General features: G+C 43.3%; 17 protein-coding genes and 3 tRNA genes. 11 read left to right on the top strand and 9 right to left on the bottom strand.

The window, feature by feature from the left end; translation table 11 throughout:
* Positions 1–5 precede the first annotated feature (5 nt).
* From CHH58_RS15995 to CHH58_RS15985, 3 genes are read right to left on the bottom strand one after another with little or no spacing between them, the layout of a single operon-like run.
* Positions 6–1,643: an FAD-dependent oxidoreductase gene (locus tag CHH58_RS15995; protein ID WP_095262819.1), complete on the bottom strand. Its 1,638-nt coding sequence runs from the start codon at positions 1,641–1,643 to the stop codon at positions 6–8.
* A gap of 13 nt (positions 1,644–1,656) precedes the next feature.
* Positions 1,657–2,955: an arsenic transporter gene (locus CHH58_RS15990; RefSeq protein WP_095235134.1), complete on the bottom strand. Its 1,299-nt coding sequence runs from the start codon at positions 2,953–2,955 to the stop codon at positions 1,657–1,659.
* A gap of 19 nt (positions 2,956–2,974) precedes the next feature.
* Positions 2,975–3,319: an ArsR/SmtB family transcription factor gene (locus CHH58_RS15985; RefSeq protein ID WP_095262818.1), complete on the bottom strand. Its 345-nt coding sequence runs from the start codon at positions 3,317–3,319 to the stop codon at positions 2,975–2,977.
* A gap of 118 nt (positions 3,320–3,437) precedes the next feature.
* On the opposite strand from CHH58_RS15985, the gene CHH58_RS15980 reads away from it, so the two are divergent.
* Both CHH58_RS15980 and CHH58_RS15975 read left to right on the top strand, forming a co-directional pair.
* Positions 3,438–3,650: a hypothetical protein gene (locus CHH58_RS15980; RefSeq protein WP_095228322.1), complete on the top strand. Its 213-nt coding sequence runs from the start codon at positions 3,438–3,440 to the stop codon at positions 3,648–3,650.
* A 150-nt stretch (positions 3,651–3,800) separates the two neighbouring features.
* Entirely contained in the window at positions 3,801–4,517 is a 717-nt protein-coding gene (locus tag CHH58_RS15975; protein ID WP_095228324.1) for a YebC/PmpR family DNA-binding transcriptional regulator, read from the top strand.
* Positions 4,518–4,563: 46 nt separating this feature from the next.
* Here the strand turns inward: CHH58_RS15975 and CHH58_RS15970 are convergent, their stop codons facing one another.
* The 4 genes from CHH58_RS15970 to CHH58_RS15955 form a co-directional block, all read right to left on the bottom strand.
* Complete coding sequence (locus CHH58_RS15970) at positions 4,564–6,009, bottom strand: SLC13 family permease (protein ID WP_095262848.1); 1,446 nt, start codon at positions 6,007–6,009, stop codon at positions 4,564–4,566.
* A complete protein-coding gene (locus CHH58_RS15965) occupies positions 5,987–7,192 on the bottom strand; it encodes a glycerate kinase family protein (RefSeq protein ID WP_095228346.1) in 1,206 nt (401 codons plus the stop codon). The genes CHH58_RS15970 and CHH58_RS15965 overlap by 23 nt, the downstream gene beginning before the upstream one ends.
* Positions 7,193–7,524: 332 nt before the next feature.
* Positions 7,525–8,271 carry an SDR family NAD(P)-dependent oxidoreductase gene (locus CHH58_RS15960; RefSeq protein ID WP_170937666.1) on the bottom strand — a complete coding sequence of 249 codons (747 nt, stop codon included), beginning with the start codon at positions 8,269–8,271 and terminating at the stop codon, positions 7,525–7,527.
* A 277-nt stretch (positions 8,272–8,548) separates the two neighbouring features.
* Complete coding sequence (locus CHH58_RS15955; RefSeq protein ID WP_095262816.1) at positions 8,549–10,213, bottom strand: sigma-54-dependent Fis family transcriptional regulator; 1,665 nt, start codon at positions 10,211–10,213, stop codon at positions 8,549–8,551.
* 227 nt (positions 10,214–10,440) lie between these two features.
* On the opposite strand from CHH58_RS15955, the gene dapA reads away from it, so the two are divergent.
* The 6 genes from dapA (at position 10,441) to CHH58_RS15925 (ending at position 21,350) form a co-directional block, all read left to right on the top strand.
* Positions 10,441–11,328, top strand: a complete 888-nt coding sequence (gene dapA, locus CHH58_RS15950) for a 4-hydroxy-tetrahydrodipicolinate synthase (RefSeq protein WP_095235142.1) — start codon at positions 10,441–10,443, stop codon at positions 11,326–11,328.
* A 20-nt stretch (positions 11,329–11,348) separates the two neighbouring features.
* Positions 11,349–12,515 (top strand): iron-containing alcohol dehydrogenase, encoded by a 1,167-nt coding sequence (locus tag CHH58_RS15945; RefSeq protein WP_095228334.1) that lies wholly within the window; start codon positions 11,349–11,351, stop codon positions 12,513–12,515.
* Positions 12,516–12,529: 14 nt separating this feature from the next.
* Positions 12,530–13,822 (top strand): four-carbon acid sugar kinase family protein, encoded by a 1,293-nt coding sequence (locus tag CHH58_RS15940; protein ID WP_095233721.1) that lies wholly within the window; start codon positions 12,530–12,532, stop codon positions 13,820–13,822.
* On the top strand, positions 13,800–14,792 hold the full coding sequence (gene pdxA / locus CHH58_RS15935) for a 4-hydroxythreonine-4-phosphate dehydrogenase PdxA (RefSeq protein WP_095262815.1): 993 nt from the start codon (positions 13,800–13,802) through the stop codon (positions 14,790–14,792). The genes CHH58_RS15940 and pdxA overlap by 23 nt, the downstream gene beginning before the upstream one ends.
* A 328-nt stretch (positions 14,793–15,120) precedes the next feature.
* Positions 15,121–16,485: an Nramp family divalent metal transporter gene (locus CHH58_RS15930; protein WP_095262814.1), complete on the top strand. Its 1,365-nt coding sequence runs from the start codon at positions 15,121–15,123 to the stop codon at positions 16,483–16,485.
* A gap of 542 nt (positions 16,486–17,027) precedes the next feature.
* Complete coding sequence (locus CHH58_RS15925; RefSeq protein WP_095262813.1) at positions 17,028–21,350, top strand: S8 family serine peptidase; 4,323 nt, start codon at positions 17,028–17,030, stop codon at positions 21,348–21,350.
* A gap of 199 nt (positions 21,351–21,549) precedes the next feature.
* On the opposite strand, the gene CHH58_RS15920 is transcribed toward CHH58_RS15925, so the two are convergent.
* Both CHH58_RS15920 and CHH58_RS15915 read right to left on the bottom strand, forming a co-directional pair.
* Positions 21,550–22,095 carry a DUF4334 domain-containing protein gene (locus CHH58_RS15920; protein ID WP_095262812.1) on the bottom strand — a complete coding sequence of 182 codons (546 nt, stop codon included), beginning with the start codon at positions 22,093–22,095 and terminating at the stop codon, positions 21,550–21,552.
* 250 nt (positions 22,096–22,345) lie between these two features.
* Positions 22,346–23,734: an NAD-dependent succinate-semialdehyde dehydrogenase gene (locus CHH58_RS15915; protein WP_095262811.1), complete on the bottom strand. Its 1,389-nt coding sequence runs from the start codon at positions 23,732–23,734 to the stop codon at positions 22,346–22,348.
* A gap of 330 nt (positions 23,735–24,064) precedes the next feature.
* On the opposite strand from CHH58_RS15915, the gene CHH58_RS15910 reads away from it, so the two are divergent.
* The 3 genes from CHH58_RS15910 to CHH58_RS15900 all read left to right on the top strand — a co-directional run bounded on the left by CHH58_RS15910 (position 24,065) and on the right by CHH58_RS15900 (position 24,390).
* Positions 24,065–24,136 (top strand) — tRNA-Glu (locus CHH58_RS15910).
* Between the two features lie 7 nt (positions 24,137–24,143).
* Positions 24,144–24,219: transfer RNA gene (locus tag CHH58_RS15905), tRNA-Val, on the top strand.
* A 95-nt stretch (positions 24,220–24,314) separates the two neighbouring features.
* Positions 24,315–24,390, top strand: a tRNA-Thr gene (locus CHH58_RS15900).
* The last annotated feature ends 7 nt before the right edge of the window (positions 24,391–24,397 follow it).

Genomic DNA, 24,397 nt, shown 5'->3' with positions numbered 1-24,397 from the left:
TTTGCTCATTTTCTGTATTTCTGATAGTTCTTATTCCCGCCAGAGAGATTATACACTTCTTCAAATCCCATGTTACGCAGAAAATTTTGTGCAGCATTGCCTGTCACGCCACTGTTACAGTAGCAGAGGGTCGGCTTTTTCGGGTCGAGTTCTTTCGCTTTCTCCCTTAGAACTGCTAAAGGAATGCTGACAGCTTCAGACACATGGGAAGTGTCATATTGAGCTTTAGCCCGTGTATCGATAATCTGGAAGTCCTCGCCTTGTTCCAGCCTATGCTGCAGCTCTTTTGGGGTAAGCAGCTTATTATGCTTCTTTATGGCATTATCGAGTGCCATACCAGTGTACATGACAGGATCCTTTGTCGTGCTGAATGGCGGGGCATAAGCTAGATCGAGATGGAACAGGTCTTCTGCTTTGGCTCCGAAGGTCATAGCAGTGACAAAGACGTCAATACGCTTGTCGACGCCTTCCTCTCCGACTGCCTGGATGCCAAGCAGTCGGCCGGTTTCTCGGTCAGCAATTGCTTTAATGGTGATTTCCTTGCCACCCAGATAAGCAGCGCGAGCGGGCTTGATATTATGCAAAGTCTCGATATCATAACCATGTGCAAGAGCTTCTTGTTCGTTCATGCCGGTCTGCCCGACAGCTAATTCGAATACACGGACAATGCCGGTGCCAAGAATACCTCGGTGAGTAGAAGTGCCTCCGGTAATGACGTCACCAGCTATGCGTCCCATCTTATTAGCGGTGGAACCAAGGGGGCGGTAGAGCGGTTTACCAGTGATGACGGAAAAGCTTTCTGCCACATCTCCGACTGCATATACATCCGGCAAATTGGTTTGCATTTTTTCATTTACTGCAATTGCTCCGGTTTCTCCAATTTTGACGCCAATCTTATCAGCTAAAGCTGTATTCGGCTGAACTCCAACAGCCAGGAAGACTATATCAGATGCAAGTGTATCTCCGCTAGAGGTAATGACGTCTGTATTGGTAATACGAACAGCTTTTTGTCCGAGCCGCAATTTTACACCATGTGCTTCCAAAGTATCTGCCACATGGTCAGCTATATCTTTATCCAGATGTTTCATTACCTGATTGCTGCGCTGGAGTATGGTTACTTCAATTCCTAGATGAGTGAGCTGTTCAGCCATTTCCAATCCAATATAACCAGCGCCGATAATAGTAGCTGTTTTCGGCTTGCGGGATTCGATGAACTGCTCGATTGCACCAGCATGCTGGATCGTACGAACTTGAAAGACATGCTCGAGCTCTGTGCCTTCTATGTCTGGTGTTAACGGACTAGCACCAGTAGCGAAGACGAGAACGTCATACGTGTCCGTCACTGTTTCTTTTGTATCCAACTTTTTAATAGTTAAGGTTTTAGTAGCATGATCTATATCAATTACTTCATGTCTTGTTTGAATGGATACATTATAGCGTTTCTTGAACCAAGCAGGGTCACGTGGATTCAGTGTCTTCAGATCCTCGACTTCATCGCCGACAAAATAAGGAATTCCGCAGACGCTGTAGGATATATCATAATCTCTGTCATAAATGCGTATATCAGCCTCTTCGTTGTTTCGGCGTGCTTTTGCTGCTACCGAGGTACCAGCTGCGACGGATCCTATTATACGGATTTTCATTTTTATCTCTCCTTTAATGGATGATAGCTAACCAAATATAAAGTCCTGTGAGTGTTATAAACAGCGTTGGTATAGTTAATATGATTCCTGTCTTAAAGTACGTTCCCCACGATATTCTGACACCTTTCTGGGAAAGGACGTGGAGCCATAGCAGCGTTGCCAGTGAGCCGATCGGTGTGATTTTCGGACCAAGATCAGAACCGACCACGTTTGCATAAATGAGGGCTTCCCGTATAGCTCCGGAAGTGGACGTCTGGGATATCGCAATCGCATCAATCATAACGGTTGGCATATTATTCATGACCGAAGACAGAATGGCTGCGATAAAGCCCATACCGATTGTTCCGATGAACATACCTTGGTCTGCGACATATTGGATCGCATCTGCGAGTATATCTGTAAGGCCTGCATTCCGCAATCCGTAGACAACCACATACATACCGATAGAAAAGAAGACGATATTCCACGGTGCACCTTTCACAACTGCTCTCGTTTCAACGGATGGGCTACGTCGTGCAATAAACAGGAAGAAGATTGCAATTGCTCCAGCTACAAAGGAGACTGGGATATGGAAAAACTCACAGATTATGTAGCCGATTACTAGTAGAGCTAGTACATACCAAGATAGTTTAAACATTTTCTGGTCTTTAATAGCCGAAGATGGCTGTTTCACATAACTTACTTCATAGCTTTTCGGTATACGGTTTCGGAAAAATAAGTAGAGCACAAGGATGCTCGCACCAAGTGAAATCAAATTTGGAATGATCATACGCGAAGCATATTCCAGAAAAGTGATGTTAAAGAAATCGGCTGATACAATGTTTACAAGATTACTTACAATCAGCGGCAGCGACGTTGTATCGGCTATAAACCCGCTCGCAATGATAAACGGAAAGACAAGTGTTTCGTCAAAGCGCAGTGCACGAACCATCGCCAGCACGATCGGTGTCAAAATTAACGCTGCACCATCATTTGCGAAGAAAGCAGATACGACAGCTCCTAATAGACATACGTAAACGAACATCTTCACGCCGTTTCCTTTAGCAGCAGCTGCCATATGTAAAGCGGCCCATTCGAAGAAACCAATGCTATCCAATATTAGTGAAATCAAAATGATGGCAACAAACGCCAAGGTGGCGTTCCAGACGATGCTGGTCACTTCCCAGACGTCTGTAAAATCTACGACGCCAGCTAGTAAAGCAAGAACCGCTCCACCACAGGCTGTCCAGCCGATATTTAGATTCTTCGGCTGCCAGATGATAAGTATAAGTGTGATAAGAAAGATGGTGCAGGCTAGAACAGTTGTCAACATGTGTATTAAAACTCCCTACTCAACAAGTAATTGATTCTGCTTTGGTTCGCAGCTTGACGAGCTGTTCGTCATTTTCGTCGAGCTGGCCGAGAATTTTCTCCACCAAAGCGTGTTGTTCACAAGTCTCATTAAAACGATAGTAGCGCCATTGCCCGCGTCTTTCTTCGTAAACAAGACCTGCTTTTTTATATTTACGCAAGTGCTGACTGATTGCCGGCTGGCTGACTTCGAACATGTCTACCAGTTCACAGACACAATACTCCTTTTCGATCAGTAATTTCATTAGCAGCAGACGTGTGGGATCATGAAGGATCTTTAAAGTCTCTGTGAGCTTTTCAGTAGATAAAGCAGCTGTTTCTGTCATCAAAACTCCTCCTTCTGAAACTAGTATATAAGCAAATTGTTATATAAAGCAATTGTTATATACTTATAATAGACAGAGAAGTAGCGTGACATCCTCAGATTAGAAGGGAGAGTAATCTATGATTCTGAATAAAGGCGGTAAGCTAAGCAGTGCATACTTTTTATCTTATTTAGAGCTTGTTGCAAGCTTCAGACAATGCAGTGCAGCAGAAGTTTATGACATTGTTTTTGAAAGGCTATTTGACCGGGATAAAGCAAAACTTGGTCCAGCTAGCTTTCAAGCATTCGAAACAGCATATGAGCAATTCAGTAAAAAGCCGGAATCCTTATGAGGATTCTGGCATTTATTCATAAAGGGCCTCTTTTGCCACCCAGCTCCTTAAGTGCCTCAGTTTTAGTACACAGCATTTTGCGCTATAATGGTAATAGCAATCATTATTTCACACACAGTTTTAAAATAGATTGAAAGAGAGTGTTCAACAATGGGACGTAAATGGAACAATATCAAAGAGAAGAAAGCTTCGAAGGATGCCAATACTAGCCGGATCTATGCCAAATTCGGCCGGGAGATCTATGTAGTTGCCAAACAAGGCGAGCCGGATCCGGAAGCCAATCAGGCATTGAAGTTTGTCTTGGAGCGTGCGAAGACGTACAACGTACCGAAAGCGATCATCGATCGTGCAATCGAGAAAGCTAAAGGCGGCGGCGAAGAGAACTACGACGAAATGCGCTACGAAGGTTTCGGGCCGAGCGGCTCTATGATTATTGTTGATGCATTGACAAACAATGTGAACCGTACAGCTCCTGAGGTTCGTGCTGCATTTAGTAAAAATGGCGGAAACATGGGTGTCAGCGGATCTGTTGCATATATGTTTGATGCGACAGCAGTCGTCGGTATCGAAGGCAAGTCCTCAGATGACGTATTGGAGATCCTGATGGAAGCTGATGTCGATGCACGTGACATCATCGAAGAAGACGATGCGGTCATCGTTTATGCAGAGCCTGATCAGTTCCACGTTGTACAGGAAGCTCTTAAGCAAGCTGGAATCGAAGAGTTCTCTGTTGCTGAGCTTTCTATGCTGGCACAGAATGACATCATCCTTGATGCAGAGGCACAGGAGCAATTCGAGAAGCTTATCGATGCTCTTGAAGATCTAGAAGATGTCCAGCAGGTATATCATAATGTCGATTTAGGCTAAAGTGAAAAAAGCAGTGCCACCGTGGCACTGCTTTTTTCATCTCATCTTATAGAGATAATCCCGTCCATTTCCAATAAGTAAAATAAAACAATAGGATAACAAGTACATAAATCGGCATGAGCACAAGACTTATCTTAAGTAAATTTTTAGCGTCGTAAGTGCTATCACCTTCTTCATAATAGAGAAGCAGTGCTTTAGAACTGACAGGGAATGTAACACAGTAATTCATTCCTATTAAACTTAAAAACACGATAGTATCAAGTTCTACACCGATAGACTGTCCAAAAAGGATGAAACTTGGTATAAAGACGATGGCACGTGTTGTATGTGAAGTGATATATAAATGACTGGTAACGGTTACGATGGAAAGCAGCAGAACAATCTTCCATTCTGAAGCTCCTGCGAATAAATGCAAGTAATGCATCACTTCTTCTTCCATCCAGCCGACAACGCCCGTATCCATTAATACTTTCCCAAGAGCTGTAGCGGCCGCCACAAATAAAAGCAAGTTCCATGAAATGGCCTTTATACCTTGTTTCCAGCTGATCACGCCATAGCGAGGTATCATAAATAACAATGCACCAATCATAGTGACAAATGCAATATCGTACCCATGGATATTCTCAGTAACCCATCCAATAATCAAACCAACAAGTATGATAATTGTCTTTTTCTCTATCTTTTTTATAGATGTGTCCTTTTGCGCATTTTTAATAGAAAGTACATCGCTGCTATCTGACGTTATGTGCTTCGGCCATAAAGTTAATTTTACAATATACATTGTTATGAAAGTGATAACGATTGTAAAAGGCACTCCCCATATCAGCCATTGCATGAATGAGATCGATTGGTCCGTTGTACTTTCTAGTAATCCTACACCAATTAAATGGGAACCAGCACCTATTAAAGTTGCTGAAGTGCTCATTAAAATGATAACTGGAGCTAAAATAGCTAAAAATTCTTTTTCCTTACTTGAAAAGTGAGTACCTAGTTGCTTGATAATTGGCATGGATAGGGCAGCCCTTCCTGAAGTGGAAGGGATAAAAAGCGCCGTTAATCCTAATGCAAGAGTAAAACCGCGTATCAAGGAATGTTTCGATTTAGCCCGATACAGGATAGCATGGCTGAACCGTTCAGCAAGTCCTGATTCTTTAATGCTCTCACCAATCACAAATGCCCCGAGCATCAACCATACAACTTCTTCACTGAATGATTGATAAAGCAGTTGAGGTTCGCCTGCATTCATAAATATGATAAAAGCTATAAGCGAAACAGCAACATATCCAGCGGGTATCTTTGTCGTGATCCAAAGTGTCATTGCGGACAAGAAAGTAAAAAGCGATACTTTTGCGGCATAATCCATATCTGTCATAATGACAAACAAGAGGATAAACGCATGAATAATACCAATAAAACGTGCGTTGCCAGGGATTTCTTTAGTCCGTTTGCCGAGGTGCTTTTTACTTCTTCTATAACGGTTCACTTGTTCCATGAGATTGGATCCTTTCTTTCGAGATCCTTTGGTCTGCTAATGCCACACCTATTGTGATTTGGCGCAGGATACATTCTACACTCTCTTTGATCCATCGAGGTGCTTTCGATATAGCTTTCTCTAAGGTGACGGGGTATTGGATGATACTTACGTATGCATCGATACCTGCTTTGTAATTGTTTTCGGCTCCGCGTCCAATTGTGCCCGTAATCGCTATGACAGGTATATTGTATCTTTTTGCGATCCGTGCAACTTCACAAGGAATTTTTCCATCAGGTGTCTGGAAATCAATACTGCCTTCACCGGTTATAACGAGGTCCGCGTCGGCTATTTTTTCTTCAATCTGAATATAGTTTTTAATCAAGTCAAACCGGGGGTGCAGCTTTGCGCCTGTAAATGCAAGAAGTCCTGCTCCCAGCCCTCCTGATGCACCACTCCCTGGTGCATGGCGAACGACCATACCTGTAGATTCCTCAATTAGTGTAGCGTAATGATCAAGTGAAGCTGAAAGGGCATCAACTTGCTCGGCTGTTGCTCCTTTTTGTGGTCCAAAAACTCTCGCCACGCCACGGTCACCACACAATATATTCTTCCAGTTGCAAGCAACATCAATAGAAACGTCATTCAATCTGTCGGGTAGGGCAGACGTGTCTATTGATATCGCTTTCATTAAATCCGTGACAGACCTTATAGCAAGACGATTCTGCTTTTCATCCAGGAATACAGCACCAAGAGCTTCGGCCATACCTGCGCCGCCGTCAGACGTACCAGAATCACCGCAGCCAATAATTATCTTATTGACCTGTTTGTCTAAAGCATCAAGAATTAATTCGCCCACGCCATATGTGGTTGTTTGCAGCGGATTCCTCAAGTCTGTTGGTACTAGCTTCAAGCCAGCAACAGCAGCCATTTCTATCACTGCTGTGCGTGTTTCTCCCTCTTGAAAAATACCATAATGGCTATCGATCTTCTTCCATACAGGTCCAGTAACAGTCTTATGGATTAACTCACCGTTCTTGATCTTGACAATAGCTTTTGCAAAGCCTTCTCCTCCATCTATCATAGGAAGTATCTCTGTCTGGATAAAAGGTTCGAACTTTTTTGCACCTGCTCCCATTGCAACAGCCACTTCTTCTGCATCAAGACATTCTTTAAAACCTGAGGGAATCATAATAACCTTCATCATCTTTTTCCTCCAATATATTTTTAATACTGCTATCATAGCTTTCAAAAAGGTGTATTCACTGTGAAGTACGTTAAGGTTAGATTAGAGATTGATGAATATTCAGAAAAAACGAGTGATGTGTTTGCGCAGAGGGAGGGGAGAAGTAAGTATATAGAGGATTTGAATCAAAAACCAGCAAAGAGCAGAGATTTTCATAACGAAATCCTGCTCTTTACTAATTAAAATTATACAATTCCGGATTAGTATATAGTGCATTTGTTACAAGAGAATAGATACGTGTATCATTTACGTCCAGGCCAGGGCTGGAAAGCTGATTGTACATAAAACAGTTATCGCATAAGTGTGCCGCCATTCACATGGATAGATTGCCCGGTGATAAATGTTGCTTGATCCGAAGCTAAGAAAAGGGCCATTTCGGCAACGTCAGATGTATCTCCTAATCTTTTCAATGGAACCCCATTAATGACTTTTTCTCTGTATGTATCATCCCACTGTTCGGTCATATCTGTTTCAATGGGACCAGGACAGATAGCATTGACCCGTATGTTATGACATGCCATCTCATAGGCAAGGTGCATGGTCAGATAATTAAGTGCTGCCTTGGAGGCACCATAGGCAGGAGTAGCGTTCTTATGTGGTGTGTTTGCAGTTGTAGAACTGATATTTATAATCACACCTTGCTTATTCTCTATCATAAAAGGCAATACGGACTGGCTGGTTAAAAAAGCGCTGGTCAAGTTCGTTCTAATAACATTCTCCCAATCGTTCAGGGTGGTTTGGAGAGTAGGTGTACGGGTGTTCATACCTGCATTATTAACTAAGACATCAACCCTCTGAAACTTAGCGTTAATTATTTCTTTGATTTGATTTACGGTCTCAGGGCTGCTAGCGTCACCTGATACAATTGAACATGTGCTGCCTTCATTTTGAATGTCATTCTGAAGGGCCGCCAATCGTTCTCTGTTACGACCGTTCACAATGAGTGATGCCCCATGCCGAGCAAAGGTTAAGGCAATTTCTCTTCCGATTCCTTTTGTAGCACCAGTGACTACGACAACTTTGTTATGGAATGACAAAATAATCCCTCCTATGTTATAAGTAAAACGAATACACGTTTTAAAAATAAACATGCATTACATGTTCTCATAGTTAGTTCATGATTTAATAATGCATATGTTGCTAAAGTAAACAAATAAATATATGCTCATTGTAAGCGCTTCATCCGAGAGTTGCAATCAGATAATGAAGAATGTGTTATGAATATGTAGGAAGTTGAAATATTTAAGAATGGATTCCGATTCGATAAAAAAACACTAATCTTATCCTCATGAAGAGGAGTAAGATCAGTGTTTTTTATTGGATTTCTTTTAATCTACGCCATAAGGTAGTACGGTTAATTCCTAATCTTTCTGCTGTTTTTGAGTTATTCTTCTTTTCTTCCAGCCATACTGCTTGGATGATTTGAGTTTCAATTTCGGCCAATGTTCCAGTAATGTCGATCTCTGTTTTACTTTGAGCCTGAAGTTCCTCTAGAATGTCTGCAATTGTATTTTCTTGGATATAAGCTGTCTCTTCCTTCCGTACAGCTTTTTTGATGATGCTGCTCAGCTCAGTAATGTTTAATTCGAAAGAGTTTGATTCAAGAAGCTGTCCGGCACCTTGACTGATGCCTGCGATTTGTACACCATATTCACCATTAAAACTTGAAATAAACAAGCGGATAAGATTTAGAATATCTTCTTTGCGTTCTCGCAATGGCGGGAGATGGAGTGTCTTGTATTTTGCAGGAATCCTTTCTGATGTCTTATTGTTCATAGCAAGGATAATGCGAAATGAAACTTTCTCCTTAATTTGTATCTCAATCCATTCCTTGGTGTCTGCCTCCATCCTATCAGCATTCACTACATAAAGTGTACCTCCATCTTTCAGTATTATTGCCAGGTAAGGAAGTAATGTAATTGGAAATGTTGCTCCATCTATCCGGAGAAAGGCATTATCATCGTTAGCATGAATATATCTAGCCAGGCTCTCTTTTCCAGTGCCATTTTCACCAATAATGACGATAGGAGTGGATTGCCCACGCAATGCTTCAGCCTGTTCGATAGCCAGTTGCACTTCTTCATGGTTAGAGCTTAAATAAACAGAAGCATTGGGATCGGCCACTAAGGAGATGGACGGCAGCGAATTAGAAGGCGCTTCCTGTTCCTGTAATTCAATAACTACTTGCTGTGAGCTCAACTGACGTCCGTTTAATCGGTAAAATCTGTTTTTGTACACCACTTCAAATAGAACTTGTTGTAATTGAAAAATTGCAACAGCTATTTTTCTTATGAAAGACAATGGAATCGGTAAGGGTTGAGTTGAGAGTGTACGAAGCTGTAAATATTCATCTGCTATGATCGTATGCTGATGTAAATCTTGGACGATATGTGCATACGTATCTCTTTCTTTTTTTATTTTTTCCACAGTACGGTACGTTTCTTCTGCCTGGCGAAAGGCATTTATGACACTTTCTTTTCCAGAAGTCAATAAAAGGCCATGCATTCCTATTTTTTCTGCTAATTGTACGGTAATTACATCTCCGATAACAAAGGAATAATTCTCTTCTTTCAATAATCTTAGCTGATTTTCAATATGATGCTCATCATCTATGGCATAAATATCAAGATTTACATCGATTAACTGACTGATACTCGATACTGCATTAGCTATAGCGGGGAAACCGACAAAGGCGACTCTATTCTCTGTATCTTTAATCAGCGTGATGATACGAAGCAGGTCATAACCGGACACTTCTATATTTATAACCGGGATTGTAACATGATGCTTAATTCGTTCAGCAGTCCCACCTCGGCTAATGATGATGTCAGTGCCTTGCTTCTCAGCTTCTATTGCAATCTTAACCCCTTCTTGTAAATCACCTTGTACTATATCGATGTTGCCAAATTCTTTTTGGGTGGCAACTTCTTGAATTAATTCTCTTAGACCGGCATAAGGAGCTATGGCTGTAATCTTCATTTCTTTCACCTCAGTGTAATTAAACGCTTTACTTGTACGTTACCACATTCATTAAAAATCTAAAAACCTTTTCTAATCCATTATATTCTTCAACAAAGTAATTTTGTTTCAATATGAAACAAAAAACATTAAATTTCTTATAATTAACTATAAATTATTATAATTGGTTGATTTATGAAACGTATTAGGGTATGATTTATGAAAGCGCGTACAATGGAGGAGAGATAATGAATTTAACCGGAATTTGGCCAGCAATGGTTACACCTTTTTCAGCAGATCAACGTATCAACAAAGAAGCTATACAGAAATTGACTAATTATCTTATAGAAGCTGGTGTTCATGGATTGTTTGCCTTAGGTACAAATGGCGAATTTCATATGCTGGACCGAAATGAAAAGCTGACAGTTGCCGGGGAAATTATTCGAGCAGCTAATGGAAGAGTACCAGTAATGGTTGGAACAGGAGGGAATTCAACAAAGGAAGTGATTGAACTATCCCGAGATATGGAAGCTTTGGGAGCAGATGCGCTCTCCATCATCACGCCATATTTTGTCTCACCTGATCAATCGGAACTTGCTGTTCATTACGAAACGATTGCCAGTGCAGTTACTATCCCTGTGATGCTGTACAATATCCCATCGAAGACAGGAATGACGATAGAGGCTCAGACGGTGGCCAGATTAGCGAAGCACCCGAACATTCTTGGTATCAAAGACAGCAGCGGAAATTTTGATAATATCCAAGCTTATATTGATGTTTCTAAAAATGAAGAATTTGCAGTGTTTGCTGGAACAGATTCGCTAATCCTTCAAACATTGCGTGCAGGAGGGCAAGGAGCAGTAGCGGCTACAGCTAATGTTCTCCCGGATAAAGTGCTGGCTATTTACCATGGATTCCAGGATAACGATGAGCAGCAAGCAGAAGAAGCACAGTCCAGTTTACAGCCTTTACGGGACACTTTTGGGCTTGGGGCCATTCCAAGTTCCCTAAAGAAAGCTGTGGAGTTAGTCGGAATTCCGGTAGGACCGCCACGACTTCCAGTCACCGAAGCAAATGGAGAAGTACTGCAGCAGATTAAGAACATGATGCAAGAATACAACATACACACTCGTTAAACGAAAAAGGAGAGAGCAAATTGTCTATTTATAAATTCCAAACAGCAGATCATATTGTTGCAGGTCGTGAAGTAATCGATAACATTAGCGAGCATTTATCATTACTAAATCTGCCGGTTAAGCAAGCGTTATTAATCACGCAGCCCGCATTGGTTGATACAGGTGCAGCGGAAAAGGTAGAGCAGGCCTTGGGAGCTGTGGGTATAACTGTCGATCGTACAACCGATGTAGAGCCAGAACCTACACTTGAAAATATAGAAAGAGTTTTTTCTGAAACTGTCGGAGTTAAAGATTATGATGTACTAATCGGGCTTGGCGGAGGAAGTATTCTTGATACAACAAAACTGCTATCCGTTCTAAAGACCAATGATACTGCCTTGGAGCATTTACTTGGAACTGACCTGGTTGAAAAGGCAGGAACGCCAACTATTCTAATTCCAACCACTTCAGGAACCGGAGCAGAAGTGACGCCAAATGCAATTGTCACATTACCTGAACAGGAGCTAAAGATCGGTGTTGTAAGCAGACATTTGCTTCCGAATCTTGTATTAATTGATCCAACATTAACAACTGGTCTTCCGAAACCAATCACAGCTGCAACTGGGATGGATGCATTCACTCATGCTTTGGAATCTTATATTTCCAATAAAGCTAATCCGATAAGTGATATGTTTGCGCTGGAATCAATTCGATTGATTACTGCTAATATTGTTACTGCTTACCAAGATGGTGCTGATTTGGATGCCAGAGAGAAGATGCTCATTGGCTCGATGTATGGCGGGATGGCATTAACAGCGGCAGGTACGGCAGCAGTGCATGCAATGGCTTATCCTTTAGGCGGCAAATACAAGATAGCGCACGGTGTGGCAAATTCCATGCTGCTTCCTCATGTTACGCAGTTCAATATGGATGCTATGGTTGATCGACTGGCATCTGTAGCTGAGCCTATGGGTATTGATGCAAAACATCTATCCAGTGAAGAAGCAGCTCAGGCAGTAGTCGATAAAATTAAGGAACTGACAACTGTCTTGGAAATACCTCAGGATTTAAGAGAATATGGCGTAGAAGAAGATAGCATCGAATCAATGGCAGTTGCTGCTCTAGAAGTTAAACGATTGATGGACAATAATCCAAAGACATTGGATAAAGAAGATGTAAAGTCTATTTATCGCAAGCTATTAGTCTGAAAGCGGGAATAGCTATGAAAAAGATAGCGATTATTGCGGACGACCTAACTGGTGCGAGTGATTGCGGGGCGATGCTGCTTCCATATGCAGTAGAAGTAGAGGTGCTATTAGATGGTAAGATCAAAGAGATAGCTAGCAATCATGCGGTGGTAATAAATACGGACAGTCGGTCACTTCCCTCGGCAGTAGCTTATAGCAAGATTGCTAAAGCTGCTGAAGGGGTTGCATTGACAGCACCAGATATCATATATAAAAAAATAGATTCCACGATGAGAGGAAATGTAGGGCAGGAGCTAGATGCCCTATATGATGTATTGAAGCCAGACGTTATCCTGTTGGCTCCTGGTCTTCCGTCACAGGGCAGGGTAGTCAAAGCAGGTATTCATTACCTGCATGGTATCCCTCTGGCTGAAACGGAAGCTGCCAAGGATCCAAAAACACCAGTAAAACATTCTGATATCAAGCAGTTAGTTTCCTCTCAAAGCAAGCATCGGATCCACCATCTAAGCGTAGAGGAAATCAGATCTGGCTATGAGAAAAGAGTGGAACAGCTGTTAACAGCTGTTTCAATGGGAGCTAAGATTATTACAGCTGATTCAGAAGATGATGATGATCTTCGTTTGCTTAGTGAAGCTGCTGTAGCTACCAAACTAAATGTCATCTATGCGGGATCAGCAGGGCTGATGGAATATCTTCCAACTGCACATGGATTAGAGCGAAAGGTAGTTTCTCCATCTCTTGACCTTATGGAGGAGACTGTATTATTGGTTGTAGGCAGTGTGAGTCCAGTTGGGCGTAAACAGCTAAACTGGTTAATGGAATCGGATGATAGCGTTCAATTTTTGGAAGTTGATCCTGTTATGCTGCTTCAAGACAATCTCGAGGATTCAAATGAGTGGAAGATAGTAATGGAAGAGGCTCAAGATGCACATGCAGCTGGGAAACATATTGTGCTGTTTTCTTCTTCCGAGAAGCCGGTCGCATCCGATGAGGAAGAAGCTATTCGAAATAGTAATAAGATTGCCCAGAACTTAGGAGTAGTGGCTGCGGCAATGGTTAACCGAATGAAAATCTCGAGATTATTCCTTACTGGCGGGGATACAGCTATTCGGGTTATGGAAGCACTCCAAGCAGATTCTTTTCATATTTTGGGCCAAGTAGAGGCTGGAGTTCCAATTGGGCAGCTTAATGGAACAGAAATAATCGCTGTCACGAAAGCCGGAAGTTTTGGATCACAGAAAGTTATGGGGAACGCATTGGAATTGCTTAAAGGAGTAGATAAAGTTGAAGCCAACTATCGGAATTAGTATGGGTGACGCGGCTGGAATCGGCCCGGAGATTATCGTTAAGGCTTTGCAGCACAAAGAGGTTTATCAGCAAGGAAATCCCTTAGTAATCGGAGATCTCAGCATCCTGAAGAGAGCGGCCGAAGTCGTTGGTGCAGATTTGGAATTTCATACCGTCAAAACTGTTGGTGCATGTCGATTTGAGCATGGCGTAATAGATGTGATGGATCTGCAGTTGCTTCCAGAAGATCTGGAACAGGGCGTTGTCTCCAAAGAAGCCGGGAATGCAGCATTTCATTATTTAAGTAAGGCAATTGAGCTTGGCAAGGAAGGGCAGTTAGCAGCTATTTGTACTGCTCCTTTAAATAAAGAGGCGCTTCATTTGGGTGGGCATAGATACCCTGGTCATACCGAGATTCTTGCAGAACTTACCGGAACCAAGGACTATTCTATGATGCTCTCCTCACCCAAGCTTCGCGTCATTCATTTAACAACACATATTGGTTTGTTAGATGCAATATCCGCCATTAACCCGGAGCGGACATATACAGTTATTAAACTTGCGTATGAGACGTTAACAAAAGCGGGATACGATAAGCCGCGTATTGCAGTGTGCGGTATCAACCCGCATGCGGGGGAAAACGGTTTGTTTGGAAATGGGGAAGAAGAGGAGAAACTGACACCAGCCATTGCCAAAGCGCAGCAGGAAGGGATTGATGTCAGTGGTCCGCACCCGGCAGATACACTATTCTTCCGAGCAGTCAGAGGGGACTTTGATATCGTAGTTGCCTGTTATCATGACCAAGGGCATGTCCCAATTAAAGTACTAGGATTAGAGGAAGGGGTTAACATAACGGTTGGTTTAAACGGCGGACTGGTGAGAACCTCAGTCGATCATGGAACAGCATTTGATATTGCTGGAAAGAACATTGCGGATGAACGCAGCATGCTTGCTGCTTTGAAAGCAGCTGCTGATTTAGCACCGAAATAATTTATTGCTTGATGAACAGGGGAAATCCAGCTATTGGGCAAGGATATTCGGATTAGATCTGAATGAAAAGCGATAGGAATTTTCGAAACTGGACAGATAGGCTAGGAAGCTACCAAGTGTGCAAAGTGATTCACCGTGGTAATCCTAGCCTATGCTCTTTTCAGATAAGCAATTCGGAGCGGATTACGGAAAAGGAATTAGTGATGATGAAGGCGCCTGTGTTTCTTTTGAATTCCTTGTATGGAACAAGCACATATTACGATGCACCTTAGATGATTAATAGCTTGTTATATTTTGTAAGCGTTATCATAATAAGGGGGTTAAGTTAATGAGTAAGAGCTTGAAGGATTTGAAGAATAGTGAAGTACCTGTCAGGGAGAGGAACGAAGCACCATCTGCATTACCTAAAACGTTTATGGAATACATGCGAAGTCTAGGACCAGGACTTGTACTGGCGATGACTTTCCTTGGTACTGGAGATTTGGTCAGTTCTACAGTTTCGGGTGCAAACTATGGATATGCGCTTCTATGGACATTGGTCGTCGCGCTGGCTGCTCGTTATTTCATGGTTTCAGCGGTAGCAAAGTATAAATTGCAGAACCGTCATGGAGATACTTCGATTCTGCAAGGATTTCAACGCGTGTGGAGCGGGTTTCCTTTACTTCTGGGTGTTGCAATCTTGTTCCTTGGAATTGTCATTCAGATGAGCTTCCTTCGTGCATGTGCTGTTGCACTTTATAATTTGTTTGGGGGATTCGGCGGAGAGACTTGGGGTGTCTTCCTCTTTAGTTTAGTGGTTGTCGGTCTTACGTTCTTATTATTGATTAATCCAAACCAATATAAGCTATTGGAGATGCTGGCTCGTTTTGCTTCTGTAGCAATTATTGCAGCGTTCGTTTTTGCCCTGTTCCGAATCGGTTCATTCGATGTCATCGGGTTCTTTAAGGGATTGACATTCGATATGCCGCCAAACCAAGGGCCTTTCAATGCCATATTCATCGCAGTTGCTACTATAGGAGCAATTGGCGGATCAGCCGTAAATCTGCTGTATCCTTATTTTATGGAGGATAAAGGCTGGGATAAACCGAAATACCGGAAGATACAGCAATTGGACCTAATTACGGGAATGCTGCCGCTCTTGGTAATCAATGTGCTTTTCTGGGTAGTAGCTGCGGAAGTATTCTATGGAACTGGCATACCAGTCAGCAACGAGAATGACTTGGCGCTTATGATGGAATTGGCTGTTGGTTCAGCTGGTCCGACGATGCTTTGGGTCTGCCTGTTCCTAGCGGCTTTCACAAGTTTCCCAGCTCAAGCTCGCGGCTTTACTTTGCTGATGCTTAATGGCTTCCATCTATCTGCAAAGAAGAATTATAAGAAGACAGATGAAGATCCCAAATTCCGCTACCTATCTATTGGCCTGTTTCTTCTTCTTCCGATTCTTATATCGATCCCTGGAGCGCCGGACTTGGTACTGCTGAATGTATTCGGCACCAGTGTCATTACTGCTTTGATCCTGCCGCCGATTGTTGTTGGATTGGTATTGATGACAAGCAGCCGGAAATATATGATGGAGGGTTACAAAAATAGATGGTGGGAGACAGGAATCCTAGTAATAATTGCTGTTATTGGAATCTGGTCGACGGTGGAAATCATTCGTAATTTTGTCGATCAGATAAGTAAATTCATTTAAAAAAGAATCCGGTATTTACCGGATTCTTTTTTTATATGTCATAAGTCTTGTGAAGGATATGAATAAGAGGGTTAAAAGCCCTTTTATTAGAGAGAATAGCTGCCGAAGTAGGGAAAACGACAAAAGGGGTATTATATGTATATATTTCCCATGTTTCTTGAGTTCAAGTTCTCAACTGAAGGTTAGAGCTATTATAGATGAGATTAAAAGAGCTAAGTTTCGCAGCTTTCGAATAAAAAAGCAACATGAATGTGTACTGTACTTGCTAGATTTAAATCTTTTGACCTGAGTATAAGGTTTTGATTGCTCGTTTGATTATTAAATAAGTGTTAAATTAACAGAAAATTATTACTATTATCATGCAGGAAATCTACACATCTATGCATATGCTCCTCTTTTCTCCCGATGCTCTTCCCGTAACCGACATAATCTCGTAATCTATCTATAACATCTGAGCGATATTACATAATCTGTCATTTTAGAAGGCGGAGGTGGATAAGGTTACCGGGCAAGACCATATCAGGAAAAAGGAGAATGAGAAGATGCAGAAACGTATGGCAAAATGGCTCAGTATTCTGGCAGTCGGTGTTTTTCTCTTGTCATTGCTTTCTCCTACAGTTTCACGAGCACAGTCTTCTGAGAGAACTTCTGTAAAAGCGAGTGAGGGTGTAGCTGCGAAGGTGGACAAAGATGTTACGTCACAGTTCAAAGCGGATGAGCAGGTGACGTATCTTGTTAAGCTGAAGGAACAGGCGGATACGAAGAAGGCTGCAGAGACTGCAGTCGAGAAGGCAAAGAAGCAGTCTGCCAGTTTGTCTGCTAAGGAAGAGAAGCGTATCCAAAATTCAGCTGTTGTCAGCGATTTGCGGGTGACGGCAGATGCAACTCAAGCGAATTTGCTTGATTACTTGAAGCAGGCAAAAGACAAGGGCGTTGTTAAGGATTATGACTCTTACTATATCGTCAATGCATTGAAGGTTACCAGCTCCAAAGAGGTGATGGATGAGATAGCTGCTTCTGAGGAAGTAGAGAAAATCCTACCGAACAGAGAGCGGAAAATTCTCGAGCCAGCAAAGGCAGAAGAAAAGAAAGTCGCTGCTTTGGCTGAGGAAGTCGAAGCATGGGGCGTAGAAAGGGTCGGAGCACCTGCGGTATGGCAGGAAACCGGCTTGGATGGGACTGGTGTCGTCATCGGTGGACTGGATACTGGTGTGCAGTATGACCATCCTGCGTTACTTGAAAAATACCGGGGCTATAATCCAGCGGATCCGGATAATGTTTCCCATGAATTCAACTGGTATGATGCAGTCGACGGGGAAGCAGTACCGTATGATGACTTGGATCACGGTACACATACAATCGGTACAGCTGTTGGTGCGGAACCTGATGGCTCTCAGGATATTGGGGTTGCACCAGGTGCAAAATGGATTGCGGTAAAAGCTTTCCATCCTGATACCGGACAGGGGCAAACAACGGATGCTATTCTGCTTGATGCGGCGGAATGGATGCTTGCACCAAAGGATGAAGAAGGCAACCCTCATCCGGAGCAGGCGCCTGACATCGTCAATAACTCTTGGGGCGGCGGACCAGGCCTGGATGAATGGTACCGTGAAGTTGTGCAGACATGGCGCAATGCTGGTATCGTACCGGTGTTTTCTGCTGGAAATGACGGAGATGGAGACGCGACAGTGTCGGCACCTTCCAACTATCCAGAGTCGATTTCTGTAGCAGCAACGGATAGCCAAGATGGATTGGCCAGCTTCTCATCTCGCGGTCCTTCTCCATATGATGGAGAAATCAAGCCCGATATTGCGGCTCCTGGAGTGAACGTCTATTCTGCGGTAAGCGGCAGTGATTACAGTGCAGCATTCAGCGGCACATCGATGGCAGCACCACATATAAGCGGTGTTATCGCTTTGCTTCTGCAGGCGGATAGTTCGTTAACAGTCGATGAGATCGAGACGATATTGTACGATACAGCTGATCGTCAAACGAGCAGCGATTATCCGGATGAAATCAATGAAGGTTTCGGTCATGGTATTGTGAATGCTTATTTGGCAGTATCCACAATCGCAACTGGTGTCGGCGAAATCAATGGTAACGTCTATCAGGATGGCGAGGACGAAGAACCTGCTGTAATTACACATGAAGCAGTGTCAGAAGTGTATCAAGGTGTTGCCACTCCGCTCACAGCACAAGTGACGGATAACATCAGCGCAGACACAGTAACACTTCAATACAAAAAAGATGAGGGAGAATGGCAAACTGTTGAGGCAGCGCTTGTGGAAGGAAACGCAGCAAGCGGTACGTATCAAGCAGTGCTACCAGCTGAAGCGACAACAGGTGAAACACTCTCTTATAAATTTGTCGTGACCGACTTTGGCGGTAATACAACAGAGACGGATGCGTACGAAGTGGAGCTCATTGCACCACTGACAGTTGGCTATAGCCAGGACTTCGAAGAGGAGCCAGCAGGCTGGACATCATTTGGTAACCAGAATTCCTGGGAGTGGGGCTCCCCAGCTGCAGGTCCTGATGCAGCAGCTTCTGGCGAGAATGTATACGGAACAGGTGCTTATCCAAACAATGCGGATGCAACTTTGCTAGCACCGCCGGTAGCAGTACCAGAGGATGGAGAAGCGTACTTGCAGTTCCAAACATGGTTCGACTTGGAAAGCCGTTATGATTATGGCCATGTGGTTGTATCGACGGACAAAGAGAACTGGGAGCAGGTAGGCTCGTATAATGGAGCAAATGGCGCTTGGGCTGCTGAACAAATCGATTTGGGTGATTATGCCGGTCAAACAGTTTATGTCGGTTTCCATTTGGAGACAGACGGCAGCATCAGTAAACAAGGCTGGTATATCGATGATGTATCCATCTCGGATTCTTCCAGCACCTCTGCTTCTATTATGAAAGGCACAAAGAAAGTGAAAGAGGACGCTAAGCAGACGAAGGATAGTGCAAAGAACAAGAAGAAGGTAGATGCCAAGAAGCTTGCTCCAACACCAATCCAAAATGTACAAGGTCCAACATTGCCGGATGGACAAGCAGATCCATCTGACATCAGCCCAACTGCATTGCCGGTTGATGCAACAGTGACAGTACAGGAAACAGGTCGGAGTGTACAGACGGACTCAGCAGACGGAAGCTACCGCTTACTGCAGGCTGCGGGTGATGTAACGTTGGAGGCTTCTGCTTACGGATTCCACTCCAGCACAGCACCAGTTACCGTAACAGAGGGATCTGCAGTTACACAGAATTTCACACTTGATCCTATTGCGGAAGGAACAGTTTCGGGTACTGTGACAAATGCGCAAACAGGTGAACCGGTAGCTGGAGCTAATGTATATGTGATCGAGGATGCAGCCATCCAGCCAGTACAAACCGATGAAAGCGGGGCGTATACGCTGACTGCTTATGAGGGGACATACACGCTTAAAATCACGGCACCATCCTTTAAAGGAACAGAATTTGAAGTGACAGTGAATGCAGATGAATCAACAGAACAAAACGCTGAGCTGGAGCCGTTCATCGGATTCGCTGGAGAAATCGGCTATGACGATGGGACTGGTGAGAATGCACATGCCTTCTACGACGCCGGAAATGGCTGGGCAGTTAAATTCACGCTGGCGGAAGGCCAATCTTCTGCACAAGTGACAGGCGGCTTGTTCCGTTTCTGGGATGAAAGCTTCCCGACACCAGGCGGCACGAACTTTGCAGTTGAAATCTACGACGATTCCGGTGAAGACGGTGCACCGGGTAAGAAGCTCGCCGGGCCAATTACTGGGGAAGCACTCCGGAATGGAGAATGGACTCAGGTTGATTTGGCCGGAGAAGGTGTTGTAGTCGATTCTGATTTCTATATTCTTTATGTCCAAACAGATCCGAATCCGAACACGCCTGCATTGGCAACAGATGAAGACGGAGAATTTTCCGGCCGCAGCTGGCAGAATGTAGGCGGGGAGTGGAGCCCTGTTCCAGAAGAAGATGGCAACTATATGATCCGTGCTCTTGTTGACTATGAAGCACAGGCACCGGTCATCACCTCGCCTGCACCAGACACAGTCACGAAAGAAGACAGTGTGACGGTGGAAGGGACAGCTGCAGCTGGTGGTACAGTAGAAATCAGCAATAACGGTGAGGTTGCTGCGTCAGTTGAAGCATCGGATGAAGGAACCTTTGCAGCGGAAGTAGGGCTGGCAGAAGGTGAAAACATTCTGACCGCTGTCACAAAGCTGGAAAATGGCAGTACAGCACCATCTGAAGCTGTGACAATCATCCGGGACCAAACGGCGCCGGAATTAACGATCACAGCACCTGAAGATGGCAGCAAGACAAATAAGGAGACGGTGACTGTTACAGGAACAGCGTCTGATGATTATTTGAACAAGCTGACAATCAACGGTGCAAAAACAGATGTGAAAGAAGATGGGACGTTCTCCAAGCGTATTCTATTGGATGAAGGTGTAAATGAGATTAAAGTAGTTGCAACAGATCAAGCGGGAAATAAAGCGAAGCAGGTTATTGAGCTTGAAGCTGATTACACGGCTCCTGAGCTGGAAAATGTGAAACCGGATCAGGATGCAGAAGTGCAGCCTGGAGAAACAGTTGTCATCTCCTTTGAATCAGAGCCTGGTTTGGAGGATGCGACCTTCTACTTGAAAGCACCGCTGACGAATTTCCGGACAACATCACAAGCAACTGAGCTGCCGATGCGGGAAACAGAAGATGGTCTGTATGTAGGCTACTGGACAGCAACATCATCTGCGAAGCTTGATGGAGCAGATGTTGTTGTGAAAGCAACAGATGCATTCGGCAATGAAACGGAAGCAACTGCGGCTGGAAAAGTGTTTGTAGAATAATGAAGAAGAGGCTTTGGACTAAACTAAGATTGAAAAAATGAAGGATGGGGCTTCTCCGAGTTAACGGGGAAGCCCCATCCTTTTATGATTAATTGATTCTTCAATATCGTGAAAGACTTGAAAGCTACAGAGTGTTTCTACTATCTCGGAAGTGCAGCTGGTGATGATAACAATATTTTTCAAAATGGATGTAATCTGTTTATGCTTTTCTTAATATAAAGAAAAAGGTCTTATCTGATGATTGTTCTTTAATATCCATAATACCTAATAGGGTGTTTTCATCAATCTTTCTAAATATATCTATAATACCTTTATTATCGTAGATCATTGCTGAAGTAACTTTCCCTCTATGATTTACTTTACGTAACCTTGCTGCACTCTTATTCGTGTTTAAGATAGGTCGCAATATTGTCATAGATGGGGAGAGGATTTGCTTCGGTATGTTTTTCAAACTTTGCAAAAGAAGATTTAAAGGAAGTAAACTTGGACTAATAGTATAGAGAACACCATTACTTTTTTCGAAAATTAATGGGTGGACGTGTTCTTCATCGATAAATTCTTTTCCATACCAACCGGATGCTGTTAGAAGTCCCTCTAATGGATGCCCAGTTACGATTTCTTCGCCTTTCCACATGCCTATCATTTGTTCGGGTTCAACGATATCTAGCTGGTCATAAAAAGCGAAGGCCTCTGATTGTGAAGTACCATCACGTAATATTATGTTTAGAAATTCGATGTTTTCCATTTGTCCAACTCCCATAGGTTTAATTTTTCTAATCGCCTAATTTCATAGTAGCATAGGATTTATTTCTTACTAAATGAAGCACTGAATGATCGTTTTCGAAAGCAGTAGGGATGATTAAGGAGACGAAGGTGCCTTAGATGTAAGCTACTGTCCGTTATCGAAGAATCGAGATTGCGGAATGTTGTAGCCAAACTACGGCTGAAAGATATTTATAGAATAAAGAAGGACCCGTCACTGACGGGTCCTTCTTTTATATACCGATCGAGATATATTTTGTTTCCAAGTAAGGTTCAATTCCTTCGATTCCGCCTTCGCGGCCGACGCCGCTTTCCTTCATGCCGCCAAATGGAGCTTGTACGGCAGATGGACCGCCGTCGTTCCAGCCGACAATACCATATTTCAGGTTTTCGGCAATATACAGACCGCGGCGATAGTTTTCTGTAAAGAAGTAAGCTGCCAAGCCAAATGGCGTGTCATTGGCTAAACGGATTGCCTCATCGATTTCAGTATATGTTGTAATTGGAGCGACTGGCCCAAATGTTTCTTCATGCATGATGTCCATGTCATCCGTTACTTGATCAAGAACAGTCGGGTTGACAAAGAAGTAGCCTTTATCGGCATCTGCATTAAATGTGCCGCCGGCGAGGACTTTTGCACCTTTGGACTTAGCATCATCAATTTGAGCTACGATTTTATCAAAGCCTTTCTTATTGATGACAGGACCGATTGCTACGCCTTCTTCCGTACCTTGGCCCACCTTCATTTCGGATACTGCTTTAGTGAATGCTGCTGTAAATTCATCTTTAATAGATTCATGGACGAGCAATCTGTTGGCACAGACACATGTTTGGCCCGCGTTCCGGAATTTTGATGCTAATGCATGCTTCACAGCGCGGTCGATATCAGCGTATTCATCGACAATAAGGGGAGCATGTCCGCCAAGCTCCATGGATACATGCTTCACACTATCAGCGCTCTGTTTCATGAGCAGCTTGCCGACAGGGGTAGAGCCGGTAAACGAAATCTTTCTAATATGAGGGTGCTCGGTGAAAATCTTTCCGACTGTTTCTCCATCAGCATTTACATATTGAATGACATCTTCTGGAATTCCGGCTTCATGCGCCAGTTCGACTAAACGAATGGCTGTCAGTGGTGTGTCTGGTGCTGGTTTGATAATGAATGTACAGCCTGCCGCTAGTGCGGGAGCTGCCTTTCTTGTAATCATTGCTGCTGGGAAATTCCAAGGCGTGATTGCTGCTACTGGACCGACAGCTTCACGGGTCACCAGCATACGCTTATCAGTGGTGGAAGCAGGGATAGTACGGCCGTATACGCGTTTTGCTTCTTCTGCAAACCATTCGATATAGCCAGCTGCATATAATACTTCGCCTTCAGATTCTTTAAGCGGCTTGCCGTTTTCCGCTGTCATCAAGGCAGCAAGTTCTGTTTTGTTTTCAATCATCTTATCATGCCAAGCACGGAGAAGCTTACTGCGCTCCGTTGCAGAAGTTCTGGACCAGGAATGGAAGGCTTGATGGATTTTTTCTATTTTATCGTTTATTGCTTCTTCTGAATCAATTGCTACTTTTTCGATTAATTCGCCGGTGGCTGGATTCGTTACATCGAATGTTTCTGTCATGTCGAATGCCCCTTTTCTTGTTTATTTCATAGGAAAAGCATAACAAGTAATTTTTCTATCAGACAAAAAAATTGCTCATATTTTATTGCGTTCATGTTTATATTCCTGTTTTGAGAGGAAAATATGCAAGAAGAATAGATGTTATTAAAATAGCTGTAAACGTTGATATAACAGGGTTTTTACCAAGTGGAAGAGGGGGTCATTTGCAGGCTAGTTATCTGAATTAAAAGAAATCAAGAAAGTGGGTTTACAAAGCCTTGCATTCCTGTATATAATAACTCTTGTCAGTTTCGAGTTACGAAAAACGCAACGATGAAAAACAGACATCCTGGCCCGTTGGTCAAGCGGTTAAGACACCGCCCTTTCACGGCGGTATCACGGGTTCGAATCCCGTACGGGTCATAAAGCTGGAGGATTAGCTCAGCTGGGAGAGCATCTGCCTTACAAGCAGAGGGTCGGCGGTTCGAGCCCGTCATCCTCCACCACTTGTTTTAAAAAAGTTAACAAAATGTGTTGACAAGTTATCTGAATGATGATATGATATCATTCGTGACGTTCGAGTCAATAAATTAAATAGCTTGCCGGTCTAGCTCAATTGGTAGAGCAACTGACTTGTAATCAGTAGGTTGGGGGTTCAAGTCCTCTGGCCGGCACCACTCATGA

It is taken from the genome of Terribacillus saccharophilus (genome assembly GCF_002272745.1).
Classification (GTDB): domain Bacteria; phylum Bacillota; class Bacilli; order Bacillales; family Amphibacillaceae; genus Terribacillus; species Terribacillus saccharophilus_B.
The sequence above is the reverse complement of the archived record's forward strand: the minus strand, read 5'-3'. Positions and strand labels throughout refer to the sequence as shown.